The sequence below is a fragment of the Lysobacter sp. SCRH-1R genome, assembly GCF_057747855.1.
Genome location: NZ_CM173227.1, coordinates 2,060,294 through 2,084,506 on the forward strand (window position 1 = coordinate 2,060,294; position 24,213 = coordinate 2,084,506).

Genomic DNA, 24,213 nt, shown 5'->3' on the forward strand with positions numbered 1-24,213 from the left:
GTGCGCCTGGGCGCCTACCGCTCCCAGGCCACCATCTTGAAGCGCTCCCGCTCGATGCCGAAGTAGTCGCACTTCCACGCGCTCTGCGCCTCGAAGTCGAGGTCGATCCATTCCTCGCGCCGGGCCAGCACGCTTTTCGCGCGTTCGTCCCAGTCCACCGACATGAACAGTCGCGAATACCGGTCGACGCGCGCCTGGATCTCCTCGCAGGCGAACGCGTCGTACTCGAAGTGCAGGATCTCGAGGACGTTGCCGTCGCGGTCCGCATAATCCATCGAGAAATCCAGGCCCCATTTCGGCCGGAGCTTCACCAGCTTGTAAAGGAGCGGATTGACGCGCGCCCATCGGCGCAACTGTTCGAGCGCCTCGCCGGCGAAGCCTTTGCGCTCGAGCAGCAGGGCATGGTTGAGGACCGCGCCTTCGTTCTTCGACGGCGGCGAAGCGAGCCAGGTCGTGCGGATCGCGTGGCGATGCTCGCGATGCGCACCGAAGCGCTGGCGATTGGCCGCCGCGTAGCGTTTTTCCAGCGGACTGAGGTCGTATCCGGCCTGGTCGAACAGGGCGACGTCCTCCGGGCCGGGAACGCGATCGCCGAAGTCCGCGATCGGGTCGCGGTAGAACGGGTTCGGATCCAGCCGGCTGGCGACGAGCGTGAGATCGTTCATCGGCGATGGGCTAGTCCATGCTGTCGCCGGTCAGCCGCAGGTCGCGCAGGATGGCGCCCAGTTCGCTGTTGACCGATTCCAGCAGATCCGGTGGCGAGCGCGACACGATGTCGCGGGCCAGCCCGGCGAACGTTTCGACCACCTGCGCGGTGTCGGGCGTTTCCTGCAGCATCCGTTCGACGGTTCCGCGCAACGCGTCGAGTTGCGCCTGCAGTTCGGGCCATCCCGGCTCGGGCGGTGCCGACGGATGCGGATCTGGATCGTTCGACATGGCGGTTCTCGTGTGATGGTTGCCTGCCGGCGAGGTTCGCGCGCGCACGTCCGTGGCCCATCGCCCGAAGCGTAGCGCCGCACGGTGCCGGTCGGAAGGCGTACGGGCATCGACCGGTCGAGGCCCGCGACGCACGGCTCTTCACATTGCTGCATGGGCCGGCGGATTGCTTCTGCTTCGTCGCCTGGCCTGGCCGGCGCAGCTGATCGGGATCCGGCTCGTCGCGAAGGCATGACGCCTCGCGCCGTTGGCGCTGCTCATTCGCCCGGGATCACCGCGGGCTTGCCGGCATCCTTGAGGAAGAACACGACGAACTTCGCCGGCGCGGTCTGGCTGGCGTTGCGGCCGACCGTGTGGATGTCCTGCGGGCCTTCGTACCAGCTGTCGCCGGGCGAGAGGTTCACCTCCGGGCTGCCCTTGAGCCCCATCACCAGCGCGCCTTCGAGCACGTGGACGAACACGTGCGCATCGTGGTGGTGCAGCTGCGCGACGGCGCCGGGCGGGTACTCGATGATCGCCATCTGCGCTTCCTTGCCGGGGAACTCCGGCAGCGTTTTCGTCATGACCGGCGTCGCGATCGGCGTTGGGGGCTTCTGCGTCGGGGCGGCGGCCTGCGCATGCGAGGCCTGCGCGCGGAGGTTGCCCGACCACATCGCGGCGGCCAGGGCGAGGACGAGGGTGATGCGCATCGTGACGACTCCTGCTGGCGATGGGCCAGCATTCACGCGGCATCGTGGGCATGCGGGTCCGTATCGGGTAGGCGTTCGCGCGGCAACAGCCTGTTGACCCTCGCGATGCTGCTTCGTCGCGTGCTCGTGACGCAACGACTCGCGCCATCCACGCGACGCCCCACGACACCACACCGGCATTGTTGCGCGAGGGGCAACGCGCGGTATCCCTGCGCACGGCTTCCGATGCACCGGGCGCGCTCCTATCGTGCTGCCGGAGAGGAAGGGAACGGCCCGGTCGAAGGCTGTCGTGGTTCCCGCCTCGTGCGGTGCGCAACGGATCGCGTCGAATGCTTCCTGTCCGCGGTGACGGAGATGACGGATGTCAGCTTGTCGAGGATGCTGTAACGGGGCGTGCACTTTCCATCCGTTCGTGCACGGGACGAACCCACGTCGGCGCGGCGTCTCCGCGAAGGCCGATCAGCGACACGACGGGACGACGGACAGGAAGCACCGCCACGGGTGGCCGGCACGCGCGGACGCCACCGGCACATTCCATCGACAGGACGCCATGCCATGGGCTCGCTGAAACCTCCTTCGGCCGCATGGCTCGACCGCTACACCGGTCGCGACGAGCAGGCGATGTACACCGGACGCGTTCGTGTCACCGGCGGCGAGGCGCAGCACGGGCGCGCGTCCGGCGTCGTGCGTTCGGACGACGGTTCGCTTGCGATCGACCTGCGCCTGCCGGAACCGCTGGGAGGCGAGGGCGGCGGCAGCAATCCCGAGCAGCTGCTGGCTGCGGCCTACGCCTCCTGTTTCCACGGTGCGATGACGCTGCTCGCGTTGCGCGCCGGCGTGACGCTGGTGGATGCGCAGCTCGACGTGGCGGTGACCTTCTCGCGCGATCCGGTCGACGGGCTGTTCCTGCTGTCGGCGCGCATCGAAGTGCAGCTGCCCGGGATCGACCGCGCGTTCGCGGCCGAACTCATCCGCAACACCGAGCGCATCTGCCCCTACGCGAAGATGTTCCGCCAGGGGATCGACCACGTGGTGACGCTCGCGGCAGAACCGCTGCCCGCCAGCGACTGAGGACTCCCATGGCACTCAAGATCGTCCGCGTGCATCCGAAGAACCGCGTGCTGGCGTGGATCGAGGATCGCCTGCCGGTGATGTCGTTCCTGTCGGCGCACACGGTCACCTACTACGCGCCGAAGAACTTCAACTTCTGGTACTACTTCGGCGTGCTGGCCTCGGTGGTGCTGGTCAACCAGCTGGTCACCGGGATCTTCCTGGCGATGCACTTCAAGCCGTCCGCGGCCGAGGCGTTCTCCTCCGTCGAATACATCATGCGCGACGTGGAGTGGGGCTGGCTGATCCGCTACATGCACTCCACCGGTGCATCGCTGTTCTTCGTGGTCATCTACTTCCACATGTTCCGCGCGCTCCTGTACGGATCGTTCAAGCGCCCGCGCGAACTGGTGTGGGTGCTGGGCATGCTGCTCTACCTCACGCTGATGGCCGAAGCCTTCATGGGCTACGTGCTGCCGTGGGGCCAGATGTCGTTCTGGGGCGCGAAGGTGATCATCTCGCTGTTCGGCGCGGTGCCGGTGATCGGCAACGGGCTGACCGAATGGATCATGGGCGACTACCTGCCGGGCGATGCCACGCTCAACCGCTTCTTCGCGCTGCACGTGATCGCGCTGCCGCTGGTGCTCCTGCTGCTGGTCACCCTGCACATCCTGGCGCTGCACGAAGTCGGTTCGAACAACCCCGACGGCGTGGAGATCTCCGAGCGCCCCGACCGCGACGGGAACCCCGTCGACGGCATTCCGTTCCATCCGTACTACACGGTGGAGGACACGCTGAGCACGGTCGTGTTCCTGCTGGTGGCGGCGTTCCTGGTGTTCTTCACGCCGACCGTGGGCGGGTTGTTCCTCGAACACGACAACTTCGTCGAAGCCGATCCGCTGGTCACGCCCGAGCACATCCGGCCGGTGTGGTACTTCACGCCGTTCTACGCGATGTTGCGCGTGATCCCGCACAAGCTCAGCGGCGTGATCGTCATGTTCGCGGCGATCGGCGCGCTGTTCCTGCTGCCGTGGCTGGATCGCGGCAAGGTGCGCTCGATCCGCTATCGTGGCCTGGGTTACCGCATCGCGCTGTTTGCGTTCGCGACGGCATTCATCGTGCTCGGCTTCGTCGGCATGGGCACGACCACGTCGCTGATCGAAGGCGTCGTCGGCGAGGACGGCAACGTCAACGCGATCGACAACTGGATCGGCCGCGCGATGGTCGCGGTCTACTTCGGCTTCTTCGCCTTCCTGTGGATCTACACCTTCTTCGGGCTGGAGCGCACGCGACCGGTGCCGGAACGCGTGACCTCGCACGGTTGACCGGAAGGATCAGGCGATCGCGTCCGAACGCGCATCCGCGCCGGAGGCATGCGCGTAGGCGTCGCCGGCCTTCAGGCCCACCATCGTGCAATCGATGTCCATGGCGCGGATGCGATCGCTCATGAAGTCGATGAACACCCGGATGCGCTTGGGCAACTGATGGCGGCTCAGGTAGCACAGGTAGTGGCCGCGATCGTCGGGCGCCAGCGTGTTGAGGCAGCTCACCAGGCGCCCCGCGTGCAGGTCCTCGCAGACCTGGTACGCCGCCAGCTGCGCCATGCCCTGGCCGTCGAGCACGGCCTGCATCGCCAGCGAAGGATCGTTGACGACGATGTCGCCTGCCGGCGTGAGGACGTGGCGCTGTCCGTCGACGCGGAATTCCCACGCGAGCAGGCGGCCGTTGGGCAGGCGCTGGTTGATGCAGTCGTGGGCGTCCAGTTCGACGATCGAGGTCGGCAGGCCGCGGCGACGCGCATAGTCCGGCGAGGCGCACACGAGCATCTGCATCGGGATCAGCCGCTTGGCGACGACCTGGCTGTCTTCCAGCCGGCCGTCGCGGAAGGCGACGTCGATGCGTTCGGCGGCCAGGTCGACCATGCGGTCCTCCAGCGACAGTTCCAGGCCGACCGCGGGATAGGCTTCGCGGAAATGCGCGAGCAGCGGCGCGACGACCTTGCGGCCGAAGCCGAGCGAGGCGCTGATCTTCAACATGCCCTGCGGCGGACCGTCGCGCAGGTCGCGCATGTCTTCCAGCGCCTGCAGCAGCTTTTCCACGCCGGGACGGCAGTTCTCGTAGAACTGCTCGCCTTCGCGGGTCGTCGTGGTGCTGCGCGTCGTGCGCGAGAGCAGGCGTGCGCCGAGTTGCGCTTCGAGCTTCTGCACGCTGCGGCTCACCGCGGACCGGCCGATGCCCAGGCGTTCCGCGGCGCGCGAGAAGCTGCCTTCGTTGGCGACGGTGAGGAAGGCGACCACGCCCGCGTAGCTCGCCGAAAGGCTGGATGCGAGCGAGTCGCGATGGTCGGACGAGGAGTGGTGCAGCGAAACGTGCGACATGGCGCTTCCTCCGGACCGGGTTCATCCTTGAGCGTGCCAGCGGCACGCGGCGCGCGACATCCCCGGACAGGTCAATCCGTGCCCCCCCGATCCGGGGGGCGGGTCTGCAGGTGGATGACGCGGTGGCCGTGGCGGCGGGCATCGAGCGAGTAGGCGCCGGCCCCCAGCATCGCCATCGCGGCGCAGCCGCCGACGTGCGCGGCGAGCAGCGCCTGCTGGATCGGGGCGGAGAAGGGCAGCATCGCAAGGATCGCCGAGCCCAGCACAAGTGCCGCCACGCGCGTGGCGAAGCCGCTCAGCAGCAGCACCGCGACCACGCCGGCGAGAAGGCGCAGCACGGTCGTTCCGATCGTCAACGGCGGCAGTATCGCGGCGATGCCGAAGGGAACCGGCGCGTAGCACGCGCGAAGCACGAGCAAACCAAGTCCCGCAGCGCCATCGGGAAAGCGGCATAGGTAATTGGTCATGCCCCGACGGTATCGCTGATCCGGCGCTACGCTAGGCTCGACCGGGGGCCTTTTCGATCCCCTGATCGGGGGTAATATCGAACGCCAAAGCCGGCACCCATGGACGATGCCCCACACGGGAACGGCCATGCGGCTACTCGGGATCCTCCTGTTCGCCCTCCTGGCGGCCACGTCGCACGCGATGTCCGCGGCCGGGTCCCGTCCGCTTGAGCGCTACGTCCACCAGCGCTGGATCGAGGGAAGCGAAGTCCCGGTGCCGGTCGTCGCGATGGCGCAGGGCCACTACGGATTCCTGTGGCTCGCGACCGGCGACGGACTGTTCCGTTTCGACGGACTGCGTTTCGAGCCCATCACGGCCGAACCCGACGACCGCAAGCACGAATCGCCCAGCGCTCTGCTGGTGACGGCGAAGGGCGAGGTCTGGACCAGTTTCGAAAGTTCGCGGCAGTTCGCGGTGTACCGCGACGGCGCATTGCGCATCCTCGCCGGCGCGCCCGCGCCGAGCCGCATCGTGCAGATGGTCGAAGGCACGGACGGCTCGATCTGGGCGCTCACGGCCAACTACAACGCGGAAGTGCTGCGCTATCGCAACGGCGACTGGCGAACCTACGACGCCGCCGACGGCCTGCCGAAGAGCAACGCGGCGAACCTGCTCGTCGCGCGCGATGGCGCGCTGTGGGTCGCCTGCACCACGGGCATCGCGCGCCTGGCGCCGGGCGCGTCGCGGTTCGAAATCGTGCGGCCTGCCGTGCGGGCGAAGCTCTCGCAGGACGAACTCGGCCGGATCTGGCTCTTCGACGCCGGCGGCATGCGCGCGATCACGGGCGCGGGCGGACGTGGCGAGCCGCCGGCACCGCATGCGTCGGGCAATGCGCGCGAACTTCCGGCGCGCGGCACGCCGCTGTTCGACCGCGGCGGGAACATCTGGATCGCTACGCGCTACGACGGCGTGCAACGCATCGCGGCGCCGATCGGCGCGCCGGGCGATGCGGCGGTCGAATCGTTCACGGCACGCGACGGCTTGTCTTCCGACGTGACCAACCAGGTCCTGGAAGATCGCGAAGGCAACGTGTGGATCGGCACGCAGGGCGGCCTGGATCGCTTCCGGCCCGCGACGCTGATCGCGCAGCCCGGGCTTTCGTCGCCCGCCGCGTACGGCGACAAGCTGTTGGCCGCGTCCGACGGCAGCGTCTACATCGGACAGGCGCAGACGCTGTATCGCGCGCGACCACACGGAGCGCCCGAACCGGTGCTTCGCGACATGCCCGAGCCCGAAAGCCTCTGCGAAGCGCCCGATGGCGCGATCTGGATCGGGACGCGGACGCACATCCTGGTCTGGGCGGACGGGCGGATCGCGCGGCGGATCGAACGACCCGACCGCCAGGCCGCGCACAACGTCATCTACGACTGCGCGTTCGACGCGCAGGGCGACTACTGGATCTCGGCGGCGGGCAGCGGCGTGCATCGACTGCGGCGAGGGGAGTGGACGACGCAACTCCAGCCCGGCACACGCATCGACTTCTATCCGACGACGATGGAGCGTTCGCCTTCGGGTGGCGTGGTCGTGCAGGTGGGCGACCGGCTCGCATGGTTCGGCGGGCCGGAGGTGAAGTACAGCCCGCTGGACTTCGGCGGCGGAGACATCAAGGTGCTGACGCTGTACACGGCCGGGCGCGACGTCTACACCGCCGGAGCGTTCGGCCTCTCCCGCCATCGCAATGGCAAGGTCGAAACCGCGCGCGCTCCCGGGATGTCGCCGCGCAGCCGCATCAACGGCGTCGTGCGTACGCCGGAGGGCGACACATGGCTCGCGTATCCACGATCGCTGGTGCGGCTGACGCAGCGCGAGCTGGACGCGGCATTCGCGAAGGGCGAACTGCCAGGGCAGGCGCTCTCGCTCGGTCCGGGCGATGGACTGGGCAGCCGCGCGCATTCGCATTCGCAACGTTCGCTGGTGCTCGGCGGCGACGGCCGGCTGTGGCTCGCCACGGAAACCGGCACGCTGTCCATGGATCCGGCGCGGATCCTCTCCAACCGCGTGCCGCCAGGGGTGTTCATCCGTTCGATCGACGTGGACGGCCGGGCGTATCGCGATCCGCGCAGCGTCAGGCTGCACACCGGCGCGTCGAAGATCCAGATCGATTTCGCCATCCTGAGCTTCGCCGACCAGCAGCGCGTGCACGTGCGATACAAGCTCGAAGGTTTCGATCGGGAATGGGTCGATCCCGGCCTGCGGCGCCAGGCGTTCTACACGAACCTGCCGCCGGGCCATTACACGTTCCGCGTCATCGCCGCGAACAACGACGGCGTGTGGAACCGCACTGGCGCGACGCTCGATTTCGAGATACCGCCAACGTTCGTGCAGTCGGTCTGGTTCCCGGTCCTGTGCGCGGGCGTGGCGCTGGTGCTGCTCATCGCGCTGTACCGGCTGCGCATCGCGCAGGTCGCCGCGCGCATCCGGGCGCGGCTGGAGGAACGCACGGAAGAGCGCGAACGCATCGCGCGCGAGTTGCACGACACGCTGCTGCAGGGCGTGCAGGGCCTGATCCTGCGCTTCCAGGCCGTCGCCGACCGCATCGCGCCGGACGACGGGTCGAAGTCGCAGCTCGATTCGGCGCTGGCGGCGGCGGACGACGTGGTGGCCGACGCACGCAACCGCGTCCGCGACCTTCGCGGTACCGGCGATGCGGGCGACCTGACGCGCGTGATCGAACACCTGGTCGAGGACACGCCGTTCGATCCGCCCGTCCCGGTGCGCATCGTGATCGAGGGCCGGCCGGTGCCGGTGCATCCGCTGGTCGTGGCGGAAGTCAGCAAGATCCTGCGCGAGGCGCTGCTCAACGTGTCGCATCACGCGCAGGCGTCGTCGGTGGAGATCGGCATCGGCTACGACAGCCGCCAACTGGCCGTGCGCATTCGCGACGACGGCGTGGGCATTCCCTCGCACGTGGTGTTGAACGGCCACAAGGAAGGCCATTACGGCATGCTTGGCATGCGCGAGCGCGCGGAGAAGATCGGCGGCAAGCTCACCGTGACGAGCATTCACCACGGCGGCTCGGAAGTTACACTTTCCCTTCCGGGCCGGCTGGCGTTCGCGCGGCGTGCATCGCACAGGCGCCACCGGTGGCTGTCGCGGCTGTTCGGCATGAGGTCCGCAGATGAATGATCCCAAGATCCGCGTCCTGGTCGTCGACGACCACCCGGTGCTGCGCGACGGCGTCGCCGCGCTGCTGGCGAACCAGACCGACATGATGCTGGTCGGGGAGGCGAACAACGGCAGCGAAGCGCTGCAGCGCTACCTCGAACTGCGCCCGGACGTGACGCTGATGGACCTGCAGATGCCCGGGATGAACGGCGTCGAGGCGATCGGCGCGATCCACGCCGAGAATCCGCACGCGCGCATCGTCGTGCTGACCACCTACGCCGGCGATGCGCAGGCGGTGCGCGCCCTGCGCGCGGGCGCGGCGGGCTACCTGCTCAAGAGCAGCCTGCGCACCGAGCTGGTCGACGCGATCCGCGACGTGCATCGCGGCCAGCGCCACGTGCATCGCGACGTGGCGGGCGAGATCGCCAAGCATGTCGCCGACGAGCCTTTGAGCGAACGCGAGGTCGCGATCCTGCGGCTGGTGTCGGTCGGCCATGCGAACAAGCAGATCGCCGCGCGGTTGCGCCTGTCGGAAGAAACCGTGAAGGGACATCTGAAGAGCATTTTCGCCAAGCTCGACGTCGCCGACCGCACGCATGCCGTCACGGTCGCGGCACGGCGCGGCATCATCGAACTGTGAGCGGCTCCTGCCGCGCGTGCTCGCGCAGGATGCGCACGATTTCCGCCACCGCGGCCGGGCGCTCGTGCACGCGGTGGCCGGATTCGACGACCAGCGACGAGGCGGCGCCCGGCAGCATCGCGCTTTCCAGCGGGACGACGCCATCGGATGGCCGATGACGTCCCGGCTGCACGCCGGCGATCGTGTGGTAGGGAAAACCCGGAGGCGGCATCAGCGATTCAGCCGCGCGACGCACGGGTTGTTCGGATCGCAGCGTGGTGATGCTGTTGATCCAGCCTTCGAGGAACACCGGCAGCAGTTCGGGACGGATCGCGTGCGGATTGCGCCCGGCGATGCGACGCAGGGCGTGTACCTCGCTCGTGCGGCGGCCGACGAGGTCGCCGGTGAGACGCCCCAGTACGCTCGCCGCGCTCGGGCTGCCCCGGTGCGGCGCCGCGAGGAAGATGGCGCGCGCGATACCCGCGTAGGGCACGAAGTGGAAGATGCGGTCCATGAGTGCCCGGTCCTCGTCGTCGGCATCGAGCATCGCCGACGGAACGAGGAACGCCGCGTTCCACAGCGCGTCGCCGCTGTCCGCGCATAACAGCCGCGCGACGACACCGCCGAGGCTGTGGCCGAGCAGCACGGTTCGCGATGACGCCCTGGCATCGCCATCGGGATCGAGCAGGGCCCATGCATCGTCGAGGTAACGCTGCACGTGCAGTCGCGCGACCAGCAACGGCACGTCGGTCCGGTAGACGACCTGCCAGACCTGGAAGCGCTCGCGCAGGTCCGTTTCGCCCCACACGGCATTGGACACGCGCGACCAGATCAGCGGATTGCTGCCGAGCCCGTGGATCATCACCAGCGGACATTTGCGCGCGTCGTAGTCTTCGAGCAGGTACAGGCCGGCGCGGCGTCCGATCTCCTTTCCGCCCACCAGCCCCCACAGTCCACGACGTTCGAGTTTCGATACCTCCATCGCCCACGCATACGCGGCGGAAGTGTCGCGGGCGAGCGGCAGGCGGTGCGCTCCGATGACGACCTCGTCCAGCGGCCCGGGATCGGCCAGCACCAGCGTCGGCGTCGTGTCCTGCGATTGCGCATCCGGCTCGATCCAGGCGGTGAGGTTCCGGAAGGCGCCGGAATGCGGCAGCAATCGCGACGCCGGTGAAGCCGCGTTCGACGACGCCAGCGCCGCCAGCGCGACGCCGAACCCGGGCCGGCTGTAGCGGCGGCCGTCGAAGGCGTCCATCGGAACGTCGCGGGCGAGCCGCATGCGCAGGGGAGGGGGCAAGGTCGTCGACACGTTGCGGAACTCGACCTGCACGTCGACGCCGTCCAGATGCAGCCGGCCGACGCACCAGCCGCCGGCATGCCGGCGCAGCAACAGGGCGATCGCCTCGTTCGCGGCGCGGTTCGCCAATGCGACGGTGGCCTCGACGTCATCGTCGCGGCCGATGGCGAGGGCGCGCCAGGCCTCGACCGCGCAGTGCAGCCACGCCCGCAACGGCTCGTCGGCTCCGGGTGCCTGCATCGCCCATGCACGGGCGGAATCCAGCGCGTGGGCGGACGCGGGCTGCGTCGATGCGCCTTTCGAGTCCCCGAATCGCGGCGGCGTGGTCACGGCATGCGAGGCCGACTACAGGTGCGGCTCGACCGGCAACCAGCCGACCATCCGAACCACCGCGCGCGGCCAGGGGCCCACGTCGGGTTCGTGCGTCATCACCACCGGTGGCGTGTGCGTGCCATCCAGCCAGCGGAGCGCGCCGTCCTTGTTCCGGTAGACCCGGTAGCTGAGCGAGGGCGTCGTCAGGCGCAGATACTCCGAGCGCAGTTGCGCGGCGAGCACCGGATCGTCGAACAGCACGCCCATTTCCGTGTTGAGGTCCTTCGACCGCGGATCGACGTTGAACGAGCCGACGAAGCCGCGCGTGTCGTCCAGCACGAAGGCCTTGGTGTGGAGGCTCGCGCCTTCGCGATGCGTCTGCGCGCCCGGTTTCGTCATCGCGTACGGACGCAGCTCGTACAGCCGCACACCGTGTTCGAGCAGGCGAGGCCGGTACTTCGCGTATCCGCTGTGGACCGCATGCACATCGGTGGCGGCAAGCGAGTTGGTGACCACGCCGACGTGGACGCCGCGCCGCGTCAGTTCGGCGAGCCGTGCGGTGCCGTCCTCGCCGGGAATGAAGTAGGGGGAGATCACCAGCGCCTTCGTGCGCGCGCCGGAGATCATCGGCGCCAGGCGCCCGACCAGCCACTGCCGGCGATCGCCGCTCCATTTGAGCGGTGGATCGGCGACGACCTCGATGCGCGGCGTCCAGTGCGGGGCGATCGCGTCGCGGTAGTAGTTGCCGATCAGCTGCGACGCGGCGACACGGTCGAGGTAGGCCCTGGCCGGCTCGCCCCTGGCGTCGTCGCGCACGCGTGCCAGCACCGCGCGCAGCGCGCCCGGCGCCCGCTTGCCGAGGGAGGAGATCGGCACTGCCGCGTCGCTGTTCCAATAGCGATCGAACACCCCGCTGGCCTGCTGCGCGGCAGGCCCGAACAGCAGCAGGTCCAGGTCGCGGAAGTTCGTCTGCGCGCCCGCCTCGAAATACCGGTCGCCGATGTTGCGTCCGCCGACGATCGCGATGCGGCCGTCGGCGATCCATGCCTTGTTGTGCATCCGGTGGTTGATGCGTACCAGCCGGCGCAGGAATTCGAGCGCCCGCGCCACGCCCTCGCGATGGCTGAACGGGTTGTACACGCGCAGCTCGATGTTCGGATGTGCATCCATCGCGAGCAGGTGCGGGTCGAGCCCGTAGGCGTTCATGTCGTCGAGCAGGATGCGCACGCGCACGCCGCGTTCGGCCGCGCCGAGCACCTCGCTCGCAAGAAGCCGCCCGGTGAGGTCGTTGTGCCAGATGAAGTATTGAAGGTCGAGGCTGCGTCCGGCCCGTCGCGCGGAAATCGCGCGGGCGGCGAAGGCGTCGAGGCCGTCGGTCAGGAACACCGCGCCCGTGCTGCCCGGATTCGCCGCAAGCAGCGGAGCGAGTTCGCGATCGATCTCCGTCTGGTCGGGCTGCAGGGGCATGGCGTACTCGGGAATGCCGGACGGGGGCGGGGCAGGGCGGTTCGTCATCAGCACGGCGAGGGCGAACGCGGCGAGCAGCAGGGCGATGCCCGCCAGCAGCCCGACGACGATCCGCTTCGCCACGCGCCGCATCGCAACCTCGATGGCCGCGCGAACGTCGCCTAGACGAAGGCGCTGAAGCCCGTGATCGCCCGGCCCACGATGAGCGCGTTCATCTCGCGCGTGCCCTCGTAGGAGTACAGCGCTTCGGCGTCGGCGACGAAACGGCCGACCTGCTGGTCGAGCAGGATGCCGTTACCGCCCAGCAGTTCGCGCGCCCAGCCCACGGTCTCGCGCATGCGCACGGTGCACACGCCTTTGGCGAGCGCGGCGTGTTCGTCGCGCATCAGGCCCTGGTCCTGCATCTGCGACAGGCGCACGCAGACCGCCTGCGTGGAAGTGATGTTGCACAGCATGCGGAACAGGAGGTCCTGCACGAGCTGGAAGCTCGCGATCGGCTTGCCGAACTGCATGCGACGCTGCGCGTAGCGCAGCGCGTATTCGTAGGCGCCGCGTGCGCAGCCCACCGATTCCCAGGCGACGCCGGCACGCGTCGCGGCCAGCACGCGCGCGGTGTCCCTGAACGAATGCGCTTCCTGCAGGCGGTTGGACTCCGGCACGCGGCAATCCTCCAGCGTGATCAGCCCGTTCTGCACGACCCTCAACGCCATCTTGTGCAGGATCTTCTCGACGTGGAAGCCGGGCGAGCGGTTCTCGACGATGAAACCCTTCACCTGTCCGTCGTCGACGTCGCGCGCCCACACGATCGTGATGTCGCCCCACGTCGCGTTGCCGATCCACTTCTTCTGGCCGTTGAGGACCCAGGTGTCGCCGTCGCGCCGCGCGGTGGTGGTGAGCCCGCCGGCCGCGCCGGAACCGACCTCGGGTTCGGTCAGCCCGAACGATCCGATGGTCTCCATCCGCGCCATCGGCGGCAGCCATCGCTCTTTCTGCTCGTGCGAGCCGCACAGGTAGATGGAGCCCATCGCCAGGCCGCTGTGCACGCCGAAGAAGGTCGCGATGGACGAATCCACGCGCGCGATCTCCATCGTGACGAAGCCCAGCGATGTCGTCGTGCCGCCGGGGCAGCCGTAGCCCTGGTAGGGAATCCCGCTGATGCGCAGCGCCTTCAGTCCGGGCAGCAGCTGGAACGGAAACTCGTCGCGCTCCCAGAAGTCGGAAATCACCGGCTGGACGTCCTGTTCCATGAACGCTCGTACCTTCAGGCGCAGCGCGTTCTCCTCTTCCGACAACAGGCCGGAGAACCCGTAGAAGTCGCCGTCCGCCTCTGGCAGTCGGACCTGCGTGGCAAGCGCCGGAGCGTCGTGGCGATTCATCGGATGTCCTCCTGTTTCCCGTGCAGCTGCACCGCACACCTGCGATCGCTGCATTGAGGCGATGCTAGTCGTGCGACGAAACGCGAAGTAGCGACGCGATCGTCAACAGCCTGTTTCCCTGCATGCGCCAAAACGATGCGGCTCGCGCATGCGCTCCCCGGCTGCGGCGTGACTACCGGCGGGGCTGGACTCCCAGGCGTGGCGAATACGCCCGGAGGCCTGCTCCCAGGTGAGTCCGGTGCAGCCTGCGTAGTCGCTCCAGAGCGTTTCGGCCAGGCCCGCGACGGCTTCCCAGTCGTCACCGCGCGCGAGTTCACGCACCGAGGCGCCGATCTCACGGATCAGGCCCCGCGCGGGCAGGTCGGCCGGGTCGGGCGCTTGCGTCGGCGGGGGCGTGCCTGCCATGGGTGTCGGGCGATGGACGCCGTGGAGGAACGCGTCGACGACGCACGCGACGTGATCGCGGATCTCGCTGTGGGACGGAGCCTCGCGCAGGCCCAGCACGACTTCCAGATGCAGGTTCCCCCTGAGCATCGCGATGAACCGTCGAGCCGCGAGTGCGCAATCGTCCACGTCGATCTCGCCGCGCCATCTCGCGGCAGCCAGCAGCTTGCGCGTTTTCTCGATCGCCTGTTCCGGCGCCGCCGACCGGTACGCTCCCGCGACGCCGGGATCGCGCACGCCTTCGGCGATGGCCGCTCGATGGAGCCCGATGCCGGATCGCGACGTCATCGCGGCGACGACCGCGGTTCCAAGGTGCAGCAGCGTGTCCGGCAGCGTGGCCCCGCGCAGTTTCGGCATCCAGGCCAGTGCGGTGCGCGAATGCCGCTGCGATTCCGACGACACGTGCCGACGCAGGAATCCCGCCACATCGACCCGCTCGACGTCCGGCTCGCTCGACAGCCGCCGGTAGAGGCCGTTGGGCGTCCACGTCCTGTACGGGCGGCCCAGCATGTAGGACACCAGCACGCTGCAGTTGGCCCAACCGCGCATCTGGCTGCCGCGCCCGGGAATCCACTCGCGCACCTTGAGGACGTCGCCCATCCCGCCCCAGCGGAGGAACTTGATCGCCTGCTCCAGCGTCAGCACGTTGACCATCATCCGCGTCCACCACGGCTCCATCAGCAGCCAGGTGCCGTCCTCGTGCGGACGAAGCGCGAACACGTGCTTGTGCCGGCGGTCGGCGAATGCGTGCCACCACTGCCGGCGCAAGCCGGGCACGAAGCAGATGAACCAGTTGGCCGGCTCGATGGTGATGGGCGATCCGTTGGCATCGATGGCGATCGATGAAGGCTCCGGCGTCTTGGCCGGGAACGGGTTGAAGATGGATTGGAACGCATTCACGGCGCGATCAGTCCAGTGCGTGGCAAGTGGGGAACGCATCGTCGAAACGTGTCTTGATACCCGAAAGAAACACCTCGACCATCCAGTCGAGGTCGTCGTCGATGCGGGCCTGGCCGTTTGCCAGGGACGCGTCGGCGACATCCCAGTACGTACGCAGCAGGGAAAGGAAATGTCCCGCCGCGCGCCGGCAATCCATGTCGGCTGCGAAACCCTGCGACCTGGCGAAGGACATGAACCGGGCGAGATCGTCGCGGACGCGTGCAGGACCGTGCCGGTAAAAGTCCGCGCGGATGGCGGGCACGCCGAAATCGCCCGTCACCGCGATGCGATACAGGTTGCCCAGCTGCAAGCCCGAGTATTCGTCCGTCGCCTGCCGCGCGAACGCGACCAGCTGCGCGTGGAAGCTGGCGCCGGTCGGGCGTTCCGCCAGCGGCGCAAGCATCCGGTCGGCAATCGCGGTCACGACGGCGATGAATAGCGCGCCATCGTGATCGAAGGCCGCGACGACCGCCGATCGCGGTATGCCTGCCATCTGCAGGACGGCACCGAGCGTATCGGCGTGTCTCGAGTGGAGGGCATCGGCGACCTTCCGAACGAGCTCGGCGCGAAGCGACTCGCGTGATCCCTCCGGATGGGGGTGTGCAGCGGCGAACATCATCGTCTTCCGTGGTGCCTGGAGCGGCGGGATTCTAGGAGCGCACGACGGGAGCCTGTAGCCACGCGGCGGGACGCGGGCCGTTTACCTCGGAGAAACAGTCCGCACCGCCGTGTGGCCGGGAATTGGTGTCTGGCGAGCAACATGCTGTGCGCCGGCGGATGGCTTCCGCCCGCGGGTGCGCGCGCCTAGATTTCCCGATATCGATGGCCGAACCGTGGGAATCCTGCGGGATCCGAGGAGAGTTCGCATGAGTCCCGACGCACGCTTTCGCGCCTGGATGTCCGGTTCGCTGGCCCTGACCGGACTGGCGTTCGTCTACTTCCTCATCGCCGACGTGCATATGCCGGTATCTCCCGAAGCGCGGCTGACCTACCACGTCACGCAGGTCGCGCCAGACGTGAGCGGGCGCGTGGTCGATGTGCTCGTGCAAAACAACGAACAGGTCGTGCCGGGCCAGCCGCTGTTCCGCATCGATCCTGACTCCTATCGCACCGCCGTCCACGACGCCGAACTGCTCGTGGAGCAGGCCATGCAGGACAACTCACAGCTCGACGCGAACATCATCGCGGCCACGGCGGAAGTCCGGCGGATGCGGACGCAGGTCGATGACGCCGAGCGCGAACTGAAACGCTTCCGCGAACTGGTCGGCGAGCGCTACGTATCTCGATCGGCGCTCGACCAGACGCAGGCGCGTCGCGATGCGTCGCAGGCCGCGCTGCAGTCGGCACGGGCAGCGCTCAACGCCGTGCGCGTCCAACGCGGCAACGACGGTGACCGAAGCCTGCGCCTGCGCCGGGCGCGCAATGCGCTGGACAACGCCCAGCTCAACCTGCGCCGCACGGAAGTGGTCGCACTGGCGTCGGGAATCGTCAGCAACATGCGTCTTCAGGTCGGTGCCTACGCGCAGGCCGGCGCGCCCAAACTCGTCCTGATCAGCGAAATGCCGAACCTGCAGGCGGATTTCCGCGAGAAGGCGCTGATCAATGTCGCGCGCGGCACGCGGGCGCAGGTCGCGTTCGACGCTTTACCCGGGCGCTTGTTCGACGCGGAAGTGACTTCGCTGGACGCGGGCGTCGCGCAGGGCCAGATCGATCCGGACGGCCGCCTGGCCGCGCCGACGCAGAACGATCGCTGGGTGCGCGATGCCGAACGCGTACGCGTGAACCTCCGCCTGCTGGAAGCGCCATCGCGCCCGTTGATGACGGGCGCCCGCGCGACGGTGCAGCTGCACCCACGCCCCGACGGACTGCGCTACTGGCTGGGAAACCTGCAGATCCAGCTGATCACGCTGCTCCACTATGTCTACTGACGCGCTCCCGGCATCCGCGCCTGCACGCCCGGCGCTGGGCGAACACGCATGGCGTCAGGCGTGCCGCATCGCGATCGGCAGCACGTTCGGGTTGATGGTGGTGAAACTGGCCGACTGGCCATTCGGTGTGTTCTTCGGCCTGTATCCGGTGCTGTTGCTGGGCCTGGTGCCGGTCTTCAAACTGCCCATCGCGCTGCAATTCATCGCCAGCAGCGTGGCGAGCATTGCGATGGTCAACCTGCTGTTGCTGCTGGGCAATGCGTCGCCGATCCTTGCGGTGGCAGTGTTCTTCGCGTTCTCGCTGCTGTGCTTTCGACTGATGGCGAACGGACCGCTGTTCCTGTTCGGCGCGCTGTCGATGGTCGCGACGTCGGTGCTCGTGCATCTTGCCAGCTATCCGCACGTGCCGAAGAGCGATCTGTTCAACACACAGTTCATCGCCACCTTGCTGGCCGTCTTCATCGCGGCGCTCGTGCATGCACTCCTCCCGGAAAAGCGCAACATCCCGCGTCCAGCCGGCGCGAAGCCGCCCGGCGTGGTCCGTCACCAGATGCTGCTCGGCGCCGTGTGCGCCAGCGCATCGTTCATCGCGTTCCAGCTGCTGGACCTGAGCGATTCGCTCTCCGCGCAGGCCGCGACCGTGCTGATCCTGTTTCCGATGTCGCTTGCAGGCGGGCGCAGTGCCGCTTGGACGCGCGTCGCCGGCACGTTGCTCGGCACCGTTTACGCGCTCGTGCTGCAACTCATCCTCTACACGCATGTCTCCCAGGTGGTTTTCATCGTCGCGCTGTACGGCATCGGCATGTTGCTGTTCGCGGTCATGCACGTGCGAGAGAACGCGGGCCCCGCGGTCGGATTGAGTGGCGCGACGGCCCTGGCCGTGCTGATCGGCCAGTTGTCCCCGACGGGCGACCTGTACGGCGTGTCGCTCTACCGCTTCAGCTCCGTGGCCGTGGCGGTCCTGGCGATGCTGCTGTGCATCTTCGCGGTCGACTGGTTCCTGCGCTGGTATCTCGCGGACCGTGCGGTCGTCGCCGCAAAGTGATGCCCTGCGTACCTTCCTTTGTATCGAGCCAGCCGGATGAACGCCGAGACCCAACACTTCGTCGAACTTCACCACCCCGTCCGCACCGTGTCCGACCGCATCGCCCATGGCATCACCAGGGCCTTGCGCCTCTTCGCCGACACATTGTTCGCCAAGCGATATGGCAACCGCGCGATCGTTCCGGAGACCGTCGCCGCCGTGCCAGGCATGGTCGGCGGTGCGTTGCTGCACCTTCGCTGCCTGCGCTGGATGCGCCACGATCGGGGATGGATCCGCACGCTGCTCGACGAAGCCGACAACGAGCGCATGCACCTGATGACTTTCATGGAGATCGCACGGCCGAGCGCTTTCGAACGCATGATGGTGCTCGTCGCCCAGGCCCTGTTCTTCACGTTCTACCTGCTTCTCTACCTGGCGTCCTCCCGCACCGCGCATCGGCTGGTCGGTTACTTCGAGGAAGAAGCGGTGGTGAGCTACACGCGCTACCTGGAGGAGATCGACGCGGGGCGGATCGACAACGTTCCAGCGCCGGCGATCGCCATCGACTATTGGCAATTGCCGCCCGATGCACGCCTGCGCGAGGTCGTCATCGCGGTCCGGCAGGACGAAGCGGGGCACCGCGACGTCAATCACGCGATAGCCGCGCAGCACGCGCGCACGGTACCTGTCACCGACACCCTGTAACGGATTCCCCGGGGCAACATGGCACCGACTCAGCGCACGCGCGTGGCGGTGCCTTGCAGGAAGATGTCGACGGCGCGGATCACCCGCGGCTTCCAGGCGCGTTCGCTCAAAGGCGGCCGGACGCCGAGCAGGACCTCAAGGTAGGTATCGTCGCGCAACATACCGATGAAGTGTTCCGCCGTCGCGGTGGGATTGCCGATGGCCAGTGAACCCGCCTCGGCATGCCGCGAAAGCAGTTGCGCCAGCCCCGTCACGGCGCGACGCGGGCCGCTTCGCAGGAAGATCCCGGCAAGCTCCGGCCTGCGCGCGCCTTCGGCAATCACGAGGCGGTAAAGGGCCACGGTCCGCGGGTCCATCAGTGCGCGCATGACCGCGCCCGCGAACTGGATCAGCGAAGCACGCACGTCGTCGCCGATGACATCGCCGGCGTCCGGAAGCGTGCGCAGCACCTCTTCGGAAATGCCCGTGAGCATCGCTGCGAGCAGATCGTCCTTGCCGCCGAAGTGACTGTAGATCGCCCGCTTGGAACCACCGACGCGCTCGATCACCGCGTCGATGCTGGTGTTGGCGTAGCCGTCGCGCAGGAACAGTTCGCCAGCGGCCTCGAGGATCTGCTGGCGCAGATCGTCTGGGCTGCGACGGGTGCGGCGGGACGAAGAATCGGTGGAGTAGGGCACGGGACGTTCCTGCCGGTTGACAACTTAAGGTACTCGTCGGTACCTTTTCTTTCAAGGGTACTGTACAGTACCCAAGAGCCGCGCTGCATCGAGCCGATGGGCGCGGGCGCGATCGCGTCCAGCCATTTCCCGCGCGGCGGCTTCCATGAACTGCGCCCACCCATGTCGACTCCCTGCCTGCCCAACCCGCTGACGTCGAGCCCGCTGTCGGCGCGGTTCCCGACGAATTTCACCCACGTCGTCGCCTTCATTTCGGTCGTGCGGGAGGGAAGCTTCGCGCGCGCCGCGGATCGCCTGGGAGTAGGGCGCTCGGCAGTGAGTCGCAGTGTCCGCAAGCTGGAAGACCATGTCGGCGCCCGGCTGCTGAGCCGAACGACGCGCAGCGTGTCGCTTACGAACGAAGGCCGCACGTTCTATGACGCGTGCTGGCCTGGGGTGGAGAGAATCGTGCTGGCGATGGAGGAATTGCAGGAACTGCGCGCCGGGCCACCGACGGGCGAATTGCGGATCGCGGCACCGCAAAGCTTCGGGAGACAGGTCGTCGCGCCGCTGCTGGCAGAGTTCCAGGCGCTGTTTCCCGAGCTGTCGCTGGAGCTGCTGTTGGGCGAAGGCGCGGTGGATTTCGCTGCCGACCGGATCGATGTCGCCTTCCGCGATGGCGACCTGGAGGACAGCCGCGTTCACGCCAGGCTCCTCGCGCCGATGCAGCTGCGCGTTCACGCCTCAAGCGACTATGCGCGTCGGCATGGGCTGCCAGCATCCGTCGAAGACCTGTCCCGACACGCGTGCATCAACCTCCGCCTGCCCAACGGGCGTTTGCAGGAATGGCATTTCAGGCGCGAAGAGCGTATGCACGCGGTGACGCCCGATGCGCGGCTCGTGTTCAACGACCCCTCGCTGGTGCTGCGGGCTTCGCTGGACGGAATGGGCCTGGCGCAGTTGCCGGCGTGCATCGGCCGCGATGCGGTAACGACCGGCAGGCTGGTGGTTTGCCTGGATCACATGGCACCTGACAACCGGAGCCATTACATCTGCTACCTGAGCCGCCGGCAGCAACCTGCACGCATACGGGCGTTCGTCGACTTCATGACCAGCAGGATCCGGGGGCCGGCGTGAACGCAGCGGCGCTTTGGGAGGGCCGGGATTCATGCTGCCGGGTCTAAGGTCCGCGTCCGAACAGCGCGCACCTAGTGGCAAGGCTGGGTTGAGTGCAAACGTCCGCTTCTGGCCGATAGCGGACTCCTGCTCGGGCGAGCTCGCCTTGACGGTGCTAATGTCCGCTTCCGACCCATAGCGGACATGCCTGGGAAGAGCGTGCGCAGGCTATTGACGGGTTTAGGACGTGGAACGCTGGATTCGGAAGTGGAGGTTTCGTGCAACCGCCGAGAGATGCGATGCAGGCAGGCAAGCTGCGGATGACGTGCATGATCGTGGCGCTGGGTCTGTCCACGGTAGGGTGTGGACGCTTCGAGTCGATGTGGAACGGGGGCGCTGCACCGCTGGATCAGGCGGCGGTCATTCGCGATTTCGCTTCGAACCCTCGTGCGGCGGCGGCCAGGTACAAGGACCGGTGGTATGAGCAGACAGCCGCCGGTAAAGCTCCAACCGCCGGTGCGGTAGCGTTGGCCGGCGAGCTAATGCGTGCGGACCCAGCCGACTATGACCAGTATTACCGCTATGCGCTAGCGCAGTCCGATTCTGAAGACGTTGTTGTGGCGTCAGCCGCAATGGGAGCGCTGAGTAGAGCGAAAGGACTGGAGTCAATCGACGTGCTCCTTGCGAAAGCTGGCGACCCCAGGCCAGAAGTAGCCGTTAGCGCTCTGATCGCTGTCGACTATCGGTACGTCACATCGAAGTATGAGTCCGAGAGTTCTACTGACCATGCGCATCTGAAGCAATCGCTCACCGTGATTTGTCGGAGAGAGTTTGCCGCGCTCGTGCGGGCTTGCGAGAAGTAGCTTGCGCCGAACTCATGCGCTTCTGGCCGGTCGCGGACGTTCAACCGGGCAACCGGCCTCCCCACTGCTAATGTCCGCTATCGACCCAGAGCGGACAGTAGGACACTTGAGATGCCGAGAGAACGGACGCCATATCAAGCGGCAGTCGGGAAGCTCATTTCCGCAATCCAGAAGCAGTGGGGTGAAGAGGCCGGGACGACGGTGGCCTCGTTCTCGGAAGATGTCATGGGCGCGGCCCACAGACTGTTGATCGCTCGCGATCCGATCGCCGCCCGCGACATCCTGAATGGTCTGTCGGTCTCAGCTTACTTGGGCGATCTTTGGGTGCGCCGACATCCATCGGTCCGACCGTTTATCGTAGAGGTCGAGAAGCAACTGGGCGCGGACATCCGCTAATGCCGATAGCGAACGTCCGGACGGGACGGCCCGCGGCCGGACTGCTAATGTCCGCTATCGACCCATAGCGGACATGGGCGCAGGAATAAACTGATGGCCGTGCAACGACTATCGCCGGTGAATACGTGGAGGCAGTCGGGGCGCGTTTCCCTGTGGCGATACACCGAGAATGAGCGCAACTATCCGGGCTGGAACCTCAATGCCGATGCGGCCGGTTGCAGATCGCTGTTGGAGTTGCTCGACGCATTGACGATCACTGGGGCCGGCGGCCGTATGGTCACTGTGACCCAACCCACGTCCGAGCAGCTCCGAGTACCCAACAATCGAGGTGGCGCTGCCGCTTGGCTCGCGCCGGAAAATGGAACGTCTCGCTCGCATCCGATCCCGCCGCCTGGAATTTTCCTCCAGGCACGCAACCTGCCGTGCTGGCGCTCGGCTCGAACTGGCTTGCGCCACTAAGGGCAGGAATAGCAGGCACTCAGGCTAGCGCCGGAGATCACTCGATCGGTGATCGCAAACGTGGACTTGCACTCTGGTTCTGGTGGTGAGCCGTTACGTCGTGCGGTTGTGGCCGACAGCGGACGAATCGGGTTGCCCATGGGTAGCGCGCGAGCGACGTGATTCTCGCCCGCGTGTACCGATGAGTCCGCATACCGCGCGACCGTTCGTCGCATGAATCGCGAACGCTGAATCGCTGTCGCATCTGAATGCGTCTGCGCGGGCACCGCACGCAACGGGCTTCACCTGGCGCGTACGGCATCGGCGTAAACAGCGAACTGACCGCGCCGCCGTACCGCGGTGCATCGAGGGGGGCACCGTCATGGTTCGCCTTGCACATTCCGGGTCGTTCATCGGGGCGCTTGTTCTTTTGGCTGGCGCCGGTATTCCATCGGGTGCGGCCCATGCCGCGACTCGCGTCGTCACCAACTGCAATGACAGCGGCGTGGGAAGCCTGCGCGCGGCCGTCGGCGCGGCCGGGAGCGGCGATGTCGTCGACCTGCGCTCGCTCGGCTGCAGCGCGATCGTGCTCACGAGTGGTTCCATCGCCGTACCGCAGGCGAACCTCACGATCCGTGGCCGGACGCGTTATGCGCTCACCATCGACGGAAACCGCAACGACCGCGTGTTCCTGCATGGCGGCACGGGGACGTTGCGGATCGAGTACGTGTCGGTGGCCAATGGCCGCCGCATCGCCGACCAGGAGAACCAGATCTCCGAGTACGGTGGCTGCATCCGGTCGGAGGGCAACGTCGCGCTGCACCAGGCGTGGGTACGCGGATGCAGTGCGGAGGCATTCGGCTTCATCGACGGGCCAGGCACCTGGGGCGGCGGGATCAGCGCGATGGGTAACGTCGATGTGACCTGGAGCGCGGTGTTCGACAACCGCGCCTCCGAAAACAGCCACGGCGGCGGCATCTACGCGAAGGGACGCGTGACGCTGTACCACGCGCAGGTTTACCAGAACCAGAGCTACGTCGGCGGCGGCTTCATGGCAGAAGGCGGCGCCAGCGTCACGTACTCGCGCATCTACCGCAATCAGGCCGGGGTGTTTGGCGGCGGCCTGTACCTGAGCTCCCTCACCGGACCTTCGGACCTCATCATCAACAAGTCGACGCTGTCCAACAACCTGGTGCGCGACGACTGGAGGGGCACCCTCTACGGCTCAGGAGGCGGCTTCGCCGTCGGTGAGTCGCGGCCGGGCGGTACGCACCTCATCGTCGACAGCACGATATCGAACAATCGTGCGCATTCGAACAGCGCCGGTTATACGCTGGGCACGCTCGACATCTACAACAGCACCATCGCCTACAACGCGGAGATCACCAACCAGAACAGCGGGGAAGGGGAGGATCCGCTGATGCCCTGCGAAAGACGCGGCGCACTGGAGGCCGACGTGCTGCACCTGGAAAGCACCATCGTCGCGCGCAACAGCTGCGTCGCAGGCCCCGTCGGTTACGGCATAAGCGCGAGCACCGACTCGGTGGTGGGCGCCAACAACCTCGTTGAATACCCGCTGGTGCCGGTGCCGGCAGACACCTTGTCGCTCGATCCGCGACTTGCACCGCTAGCCGATAACGGCGGTTACTCGGCCACGCACCTGCCGCTGCCAGACAGTCCCGTGCTGGGGCAAGGCAGCAACCAGCTCGATCGCATGTACGACCAGCGCGGCCCGGGCTTCCCAAGGGTGAAAGGCGGAGCGCCGGATATCGGCAGCACCGAGCGGTGAAAGACGTCCCCGACGATTGTCCCGCAACCCCGCTCGCGGGATTCACCTGGCAGCCGTGCGTTCCGAGGATGGGCAAATGCGAGCTTCAGTCTCATCGTCCCGTGCCAGCTGCGCCACACGGCGAAGCCGGTCGGCGTCCATGCGGGAGGCACGCGCAGGCAACACCGATGAACGCGTCA

General features: G+C 67.4%; 22 protein-coding genes. 11 read left to right on the forward strand and 11 right to left on the reverse strand.

What is annotated here, in order from left to right:
- Positions 1-14 precede the first annotated feature (14 nt).
- From AC3ANK_RS09170 to AC3ANK_RS09180, 3 genes are all read right to left on the reverse strand, one after another.
- Positions 15-665, reverse strand: a complete 651-nt coding sequence (locus tag AC3ANK_RS09170; RefSeq protein ID WP_484172820.1) for a hypothetical protein — start codon at positions 663-665, stop codon at positions 15-17.
- A 10-nt stretch (positions 666-675) separates the two neighbouring features.
- Positions 676-936 (reverse strand): hypothetical protein, encoded by a 261-nt coding sequence (locus AC3ANK_RS09175; protein WP_484172821.1) that lies wholly within the window; start codon positions 934-936, stop codon positions 676-678.
- Positions 937-1,193: 257 nt separating this feature from the next.
- Positions 1,194-1,625: a cupin domain-containing protein gene (locus AC3ANK_RS09180; RefSeq protein ID WP_484172822.1), complete on the reverse strand. Its 432-nt coding sequence runs from the start codon at positions 1,623-1,625 to the stop codon at positions 1,194-1,196.
- Between the two features lie 555 nt (positions 1,626-2,180).
- Between AC3ANK_RS09180 and AC3ANK_RS09185 the strand changes: the two genes are divergently transcribed.
- A complete protein-coding gene (locus AC3ANK_RS09185) occupies positions 2,181-2,696 on the forward strand; it encodes an OsmC family protein (RefSeq protein WP_206860523.1) in 516 nt (171 codons plus the stop codon).
- 8 nt (positions 2,697-2,704) lie between these two features.
- Positions 2,705-4,000, forward strand: a complete 1,296-nt coding sequence (locus tag AC3ANK_RS09190; RefSeq protein WP_484172823.1) for a cytochrome b — start codon at positions 2,705-2,707, stop codon at positions 3,998-4,000.
- A 9-nt stretch (positions 4,001-4,009) separates the two neighbouring features.
- Here AC3ANK_RS09190 and AC3ANK_RS09195 read toward each other — a convergent pair whose 3' ends face one another.
- Positions 4,010-5,053, reverse strand: a complete 1,044-nt coding sequence (locus tag AC3ANK_RS09195) for a LysR family transcriptional regulator (RefSeq protein ID WP_484172824.1) — start codon at positions 5,051-5,053, stop codon at positions 4,010-4,012.
- Positions 5,054-5,124: 71 nt separating this feature from the next.
- Positions 5,125-5,520, reverse strand: a complete 396-nt coding sequence (locus AC3ANK_RS09200; protein WP_484172825.1) for a hypothetical protein — start codon at positions 5,518-5,520, stop codon at positions 5,125-5,127.
- Positions 5,521-5,647: 127 nt separating this feature from the next.
- Between AC3ANK_RS09200 and AC3ANK_RS09205 the strand changes: the two genes are divergently transcribed.
- Positions 5,648-8,686, forward strand: a complete 3,039-nt coding sequence (locus AC3ANK_RS09205) for a sensor histidine kinase (protein WP_484172826.1) — start codon at positions 5,648-5,650, stop codon at positions 8,684-8,686.
- The gene (locus AC3ANK_RS09210) at positions 8,679-9,305 is read left to right on the forward strand and encodes a response regulator transcription factor (RefSeq protein ID WP_484172827.1); all 627 of its coding nucleotides are present in this window, start codon (positions 8,679-8,681) and stop codon (positions 9,303-9,305) included. Before AC3ANK_RS09205 ends, AC3ANK_RS09210 begins: the two co-directional genes overlap by 8 nt.
- Here the strand turns inward: AC3ANK_RS09210 and AC3ANK_RS09215 are convergent.
- The 5 genes from AC3ANK_RS09215 to AC3ANK_RS09235 all read right to left on the reverse strand — a co-directional run bounded on the left by AC3ANK_RS09215 (position 9,292) and on the right by AC3ANK_RS09235 (position 15,738).
- Positions 9,292-10,821 (reverse strand): esterase/lipase family protein, encoded by a 1,530-nt coding sequence (locus AC3ANK_RS09215; protein ID WP_484172828.1) that lies wholly within the window; start codon positions 10,819-10,821, stop codon positions 9,292-9,294. The two genes, AC3ANK_RS09210 and AC3ANK_RS09215, sit on opposite strands and share 14 nt — an antisense overlap.
- Before the next feature lie 105 nt (positions 10,822-10,926).
- Positions 10,927-12,483: a phospholipase D family protein gene (locus AC3ANK_RS09220; RefSeq protein ID WP_484172829.1), complete on the reverse strand. Its 1,557-nt coding sequence runs from the start codon at positions 12,481-12,483 to the stop codon at positions 10,927-10,929.
- 38 nt (positions 12,484-12,521) lie between these two features.
- Complete coding sequence (locus AC3ANK_RS09225) at positions 12,522-13,736, reverse strand: acyl-CoA dehydrogenase family protein (protein ID WP_484172830.1); 1,215 nt, start codon at positions 13,734-13,736, stop codon at positions 12,522-12,524.
- Between the two features lie 102 nt (positions 13,737-13,838).
- Positions 13,839-15,119 (reverse strand): TetR/AcrR family transcriptional regulator C-terminal domain-containing protein, encoded by a 1,281-nt coding sequence (locus tag AC3ANK_RS09230; RefSeq protein ID WP_484172863.1) that lies wholly within the window; start codon positions 15,117-15,119, stop codon positions 13,839-13,841.
- Complete coding sequence (locus tag AC3ANK_RS09235) at positions 15,088-15,738, reverse strand: TetR/AcrR family transcriptional regulator C-terminal domain-containing protein (protein ID WP_484170954.1); 651 nt, start codon at positions 15,736-15,738, stop codon at positions 15,088-15,090. The genes AC3ANK_RS09230 and AC3ANK_RS09235 overlap by 32 nt, the downstream gene beginning before the upstream one ends.
- 247 nt (positions 15,739-15,985) lie before the next feature.
- Between AC3ANK_RS09235 and AC3ANK_RS09240 the strand changes: the two genes are divergently transcribed.
- Genes AC3ANK_RS09240 through AC3ANK_RS09250 form a run of 3 tightly spaced genes read left to right on the forward strand, consistent with a single transcriptional unit; the run spans position 15,986 to position 18,776 of the window.
- Entirely contained in the window at positions 15,986-17,047 is a 1,062-nt protein-coding gene (locus AC3ANK_RS09240; RefSeq protein WP_484170955.1) for an HlyD family secretion protein, read from the forward strand.
- The gene (locus AC3ANK_RS09245; protein ID WP_484170956.1) at positions 17,037-18,092 is read left to right on the forward strand and encodes a DUF2955 domain-containing protein; all 1,056 of its coding nucleotides are present in this window, start codon (positions 17,037-17,039) and stop codon (positions 18,090-18,092) included. Before AC3ANK_RS09240 ends, AC3ANK_RS09245 begins: the two co-directional genes overlap by 11 nt.
- A 36-nt stretch (positions 18,093-18,128) precedes the next feature.
- On the forward strand, positions 18,129-18,776 hold the full coding sequence (locus AC3ANK_RS09250; RefSeq protein ID WP_484170957.1) for an alternative oxidase: 648 nt from the start codon (positions 18,129-18,131) through the stop codon (positions 18,774-18,776).
- A 29-nt stretch (positions 18,777-18,805) separates the two neighbouring features.
- Here the strand turns inward: AC3ANK_RS09250 and AC3ANK_RS09255 are convergent, their stop codons facing one another.
- A complete protein-coding gene (locus AC3ANK_RS09255; RefSeq protein ID WP_206860536.1) occupies positions 18,806-19,453 on the reverse strand; it encodes a TetR/AcrR family transcriptional regulator C-terminal domain-containing protein in 648 nt (215 codons plus the stop codon).
- A 96-nt stretch (positions 19,454-19,549) separates the two neighbouring features.
- On the opposite strand from AC3ANK_RS09255, the gene AC3ANK_RS09260 reads away from it, so the two are divergent.
- From AC3ANK_RS09260 to AC3ANK_RS09275, 4 genes are all read left to right on the forward strand, one after another.
- Entirely contained in the window at positions 19,550-20,569 is a 1,020-nt protein-coding gene (locus AC3ANK_RS09260; protein WP_484170958.1) for a LysR family transcriptional regulator, read from the forward strand.
- A 278-nt stretch (positions 20,570-20,847) separates the two neighbouring features.
- A complete protein-coding gene (locus AC3ANK_RS09265) occupies positions 20,848-21,411 on the forward strand; it encodes a hypothetical protein (RefSeq protein WP_484170959.1) in 564 nt (187 codons plus the stop codon).
- A gap of 111 nt (positions 21,412-21,522) precedes the next feature.
- Positions 21,523-21,807, forward strand: coding sequence for a hypothetical protein (locus AC3ANK_RS09270; protein ID WP_484170960.1), 285 nt, complete (start codon positions 21,523-21,525; stop codon positions 21,805-21,807).
- A gap of 820 nt (positions 21,808-22,627) precedes the next feature.
- On the forward strand, positions 22,628-24,034 hold the full coding sequence (locus AC3ANK_RS09275) for a choice-of-anchor Q domain-containing protein (protein ID WP_484170961.1): 1,407 nt from the start codon (positions 22,628-22,630) through the stop codon (positions 24,032-24,034).
- Positions 24,035-24,213: the final 179 nt, after the last annotated feature.

What these genes read in the sequence shown, in the direction of transcription:
- AC3ANK_RS09225 (WP_484172830.1), bottom strand. Translation starts at nt 13,736, where the DNA reads ATGAATCGCCACGACGCTCCGGCGCTTGCCACGCAGGTCCGACTGCCA.
- AC3ANK_RS09190 (WP_484172823.1), top strand. Translation starts at nt 2,705, where the DNA reads ATGGCACTCAAGATCGTCCGCGTGCATCCGAAGAACCGCGTGCTGGCG.
- AC3ANK_RS09240 (WP_484170955.1), top strand. Translation starts at nt 15,986, where the DNA reads ATGAGTCCCGACGCACGCTTTCGCGCCTGGATGTCCGGTTCGCTGGCC.
- AC3ANK_RS09175 (WP_484172821.1), bottom strand. Translation starts at nt 936, where the DNA reads ATGTCGAACGATCCAGATCCGCATCCGTCGGCACCGCCCGAGCCGGGA.
- AC3ANK_RS09265 (WP_484170959.1), top strand. Translation starts at nt 20,848, where the DNA reads ATGCAGGCAGGCAAGCTGCGGATGACGTGCATGATCGTGGCGCTGGGT.
- AC3ANK_RS09170 (WP_484172820.1), bottom strand. Translation starts at nt 665, where the DNA reads ATGAACGATCTCACGCTCGTCGCCAGCCGGCTGGATCCGAACCCGTTC.
- AC3ANK_RS09270 (WP_484170960.1), top strand. Translation starts at nt 21,523, where the DNA reads ATGCCGAGAGAACGGACGCCATATCAAGCGGCAGTCGGGAAGCTCATT.
- AC3ANK_RS09205 (WP_484172826.1), top strand. Translation starts at nt 5,648, where the DNA reads ATGCGGCTACTCGGGATCCTCCTGTTCGCCCTCCTGGCGGCCACGTCG.
- AC3ANK_RS09200 (WP_484172825.1), bottom strand. Translation starts at nt 5,520, where the DNA reads ATGACCAATTACCTATGCCGCTTTCCCGATGGCGCTGCGGGACTTGGT.
- AC3ANK_RS09185 (WP_206860523.1), top strand. Translation starts at nt 2,181, where the DNA reads ATGGGCTCGCTGAAACCTCCTTCGGCCGCATGGCTCGACCGCTACACC.
- AC3ANK_RS09195 (WP_484172824.1), bottom strand. Translation starts at nt 5,053, where the DNA reads ATGTCGCACGTTTCGCTGCACCACTCCTCGTCCGACCATCGCGACTCG.
- AC3ANK_RS09250 (WP_484170957.1), top strand. Translation starts at nt 18,129, where the DNA reads ATGAACGCCGAGACCCAACACTTCGTCGAACTTCACCACCCCGTCCGC.
- AC3ANK_RS09230 (WP_484172863.1), bottom strand. Translation starts at nt 15,119, where the DNA reads ATGCGTTCCCCACTTGCCACGCACTGGACTGATCGCGCCGTGAATGCG.
- AC3ANK_RS09245 (WP_484170956.1), top strand. Translation starts at nt 17,037, where the DNA reads ATGTCTACTGACGCGCTCCCGGCATCCGCGCCTGCACGCCCGGCGCTG.
- AC3ANK_RS09235 (WP_484170954.1), bottom strand. Translation starts at nt 15,738, where the DNA reads ATGATGTTCGCCGCTGCACACCCCCATCCGGAGGGATCACGCGAGTCG.
- AC3ANK_RS09180 (WP_484172822.1), bottom strand. Translation starts at nt 1,625, where the DNA reads ATGCGCATCACCCTCGTCCTCGCCCTGGCCGCCGCGATGTGGTCGGGC.
- AC3ANK_RS09260 (WP_484170958.1), top strand. Translation starts at nt 19,550, where the DNA reads ATGGGCGCGGGCGCGATCGCGTCCAGCCATTTCCCGCGCGGCGGCTTC.
- AC3ANK_RS09210 (WP_484172827.1), top strand. Translation starts at nt 8,679, where the DNA reads ATGAATGATCCCAAGATCCGCGTCCTGGTCGTCGACGACCACCCGGTG.
- AC3ANK_RS09275 (WP_484170961.1), top strand. Translation starts at nt 22,628, where the DNA reads ATGGTTCGCCTTGCACATTCCGGGTCGTTCATCGGGGCGCTTGTTCTT.
- AC3ANK_RS09215 (WP_484172828.1), bottom strand. Translation starts at nt 10,821, where the DNA reads ATGCAGGCACCCGGAGCCGACGAGCCGTTGCGGGCGTGGCTGCACTGC.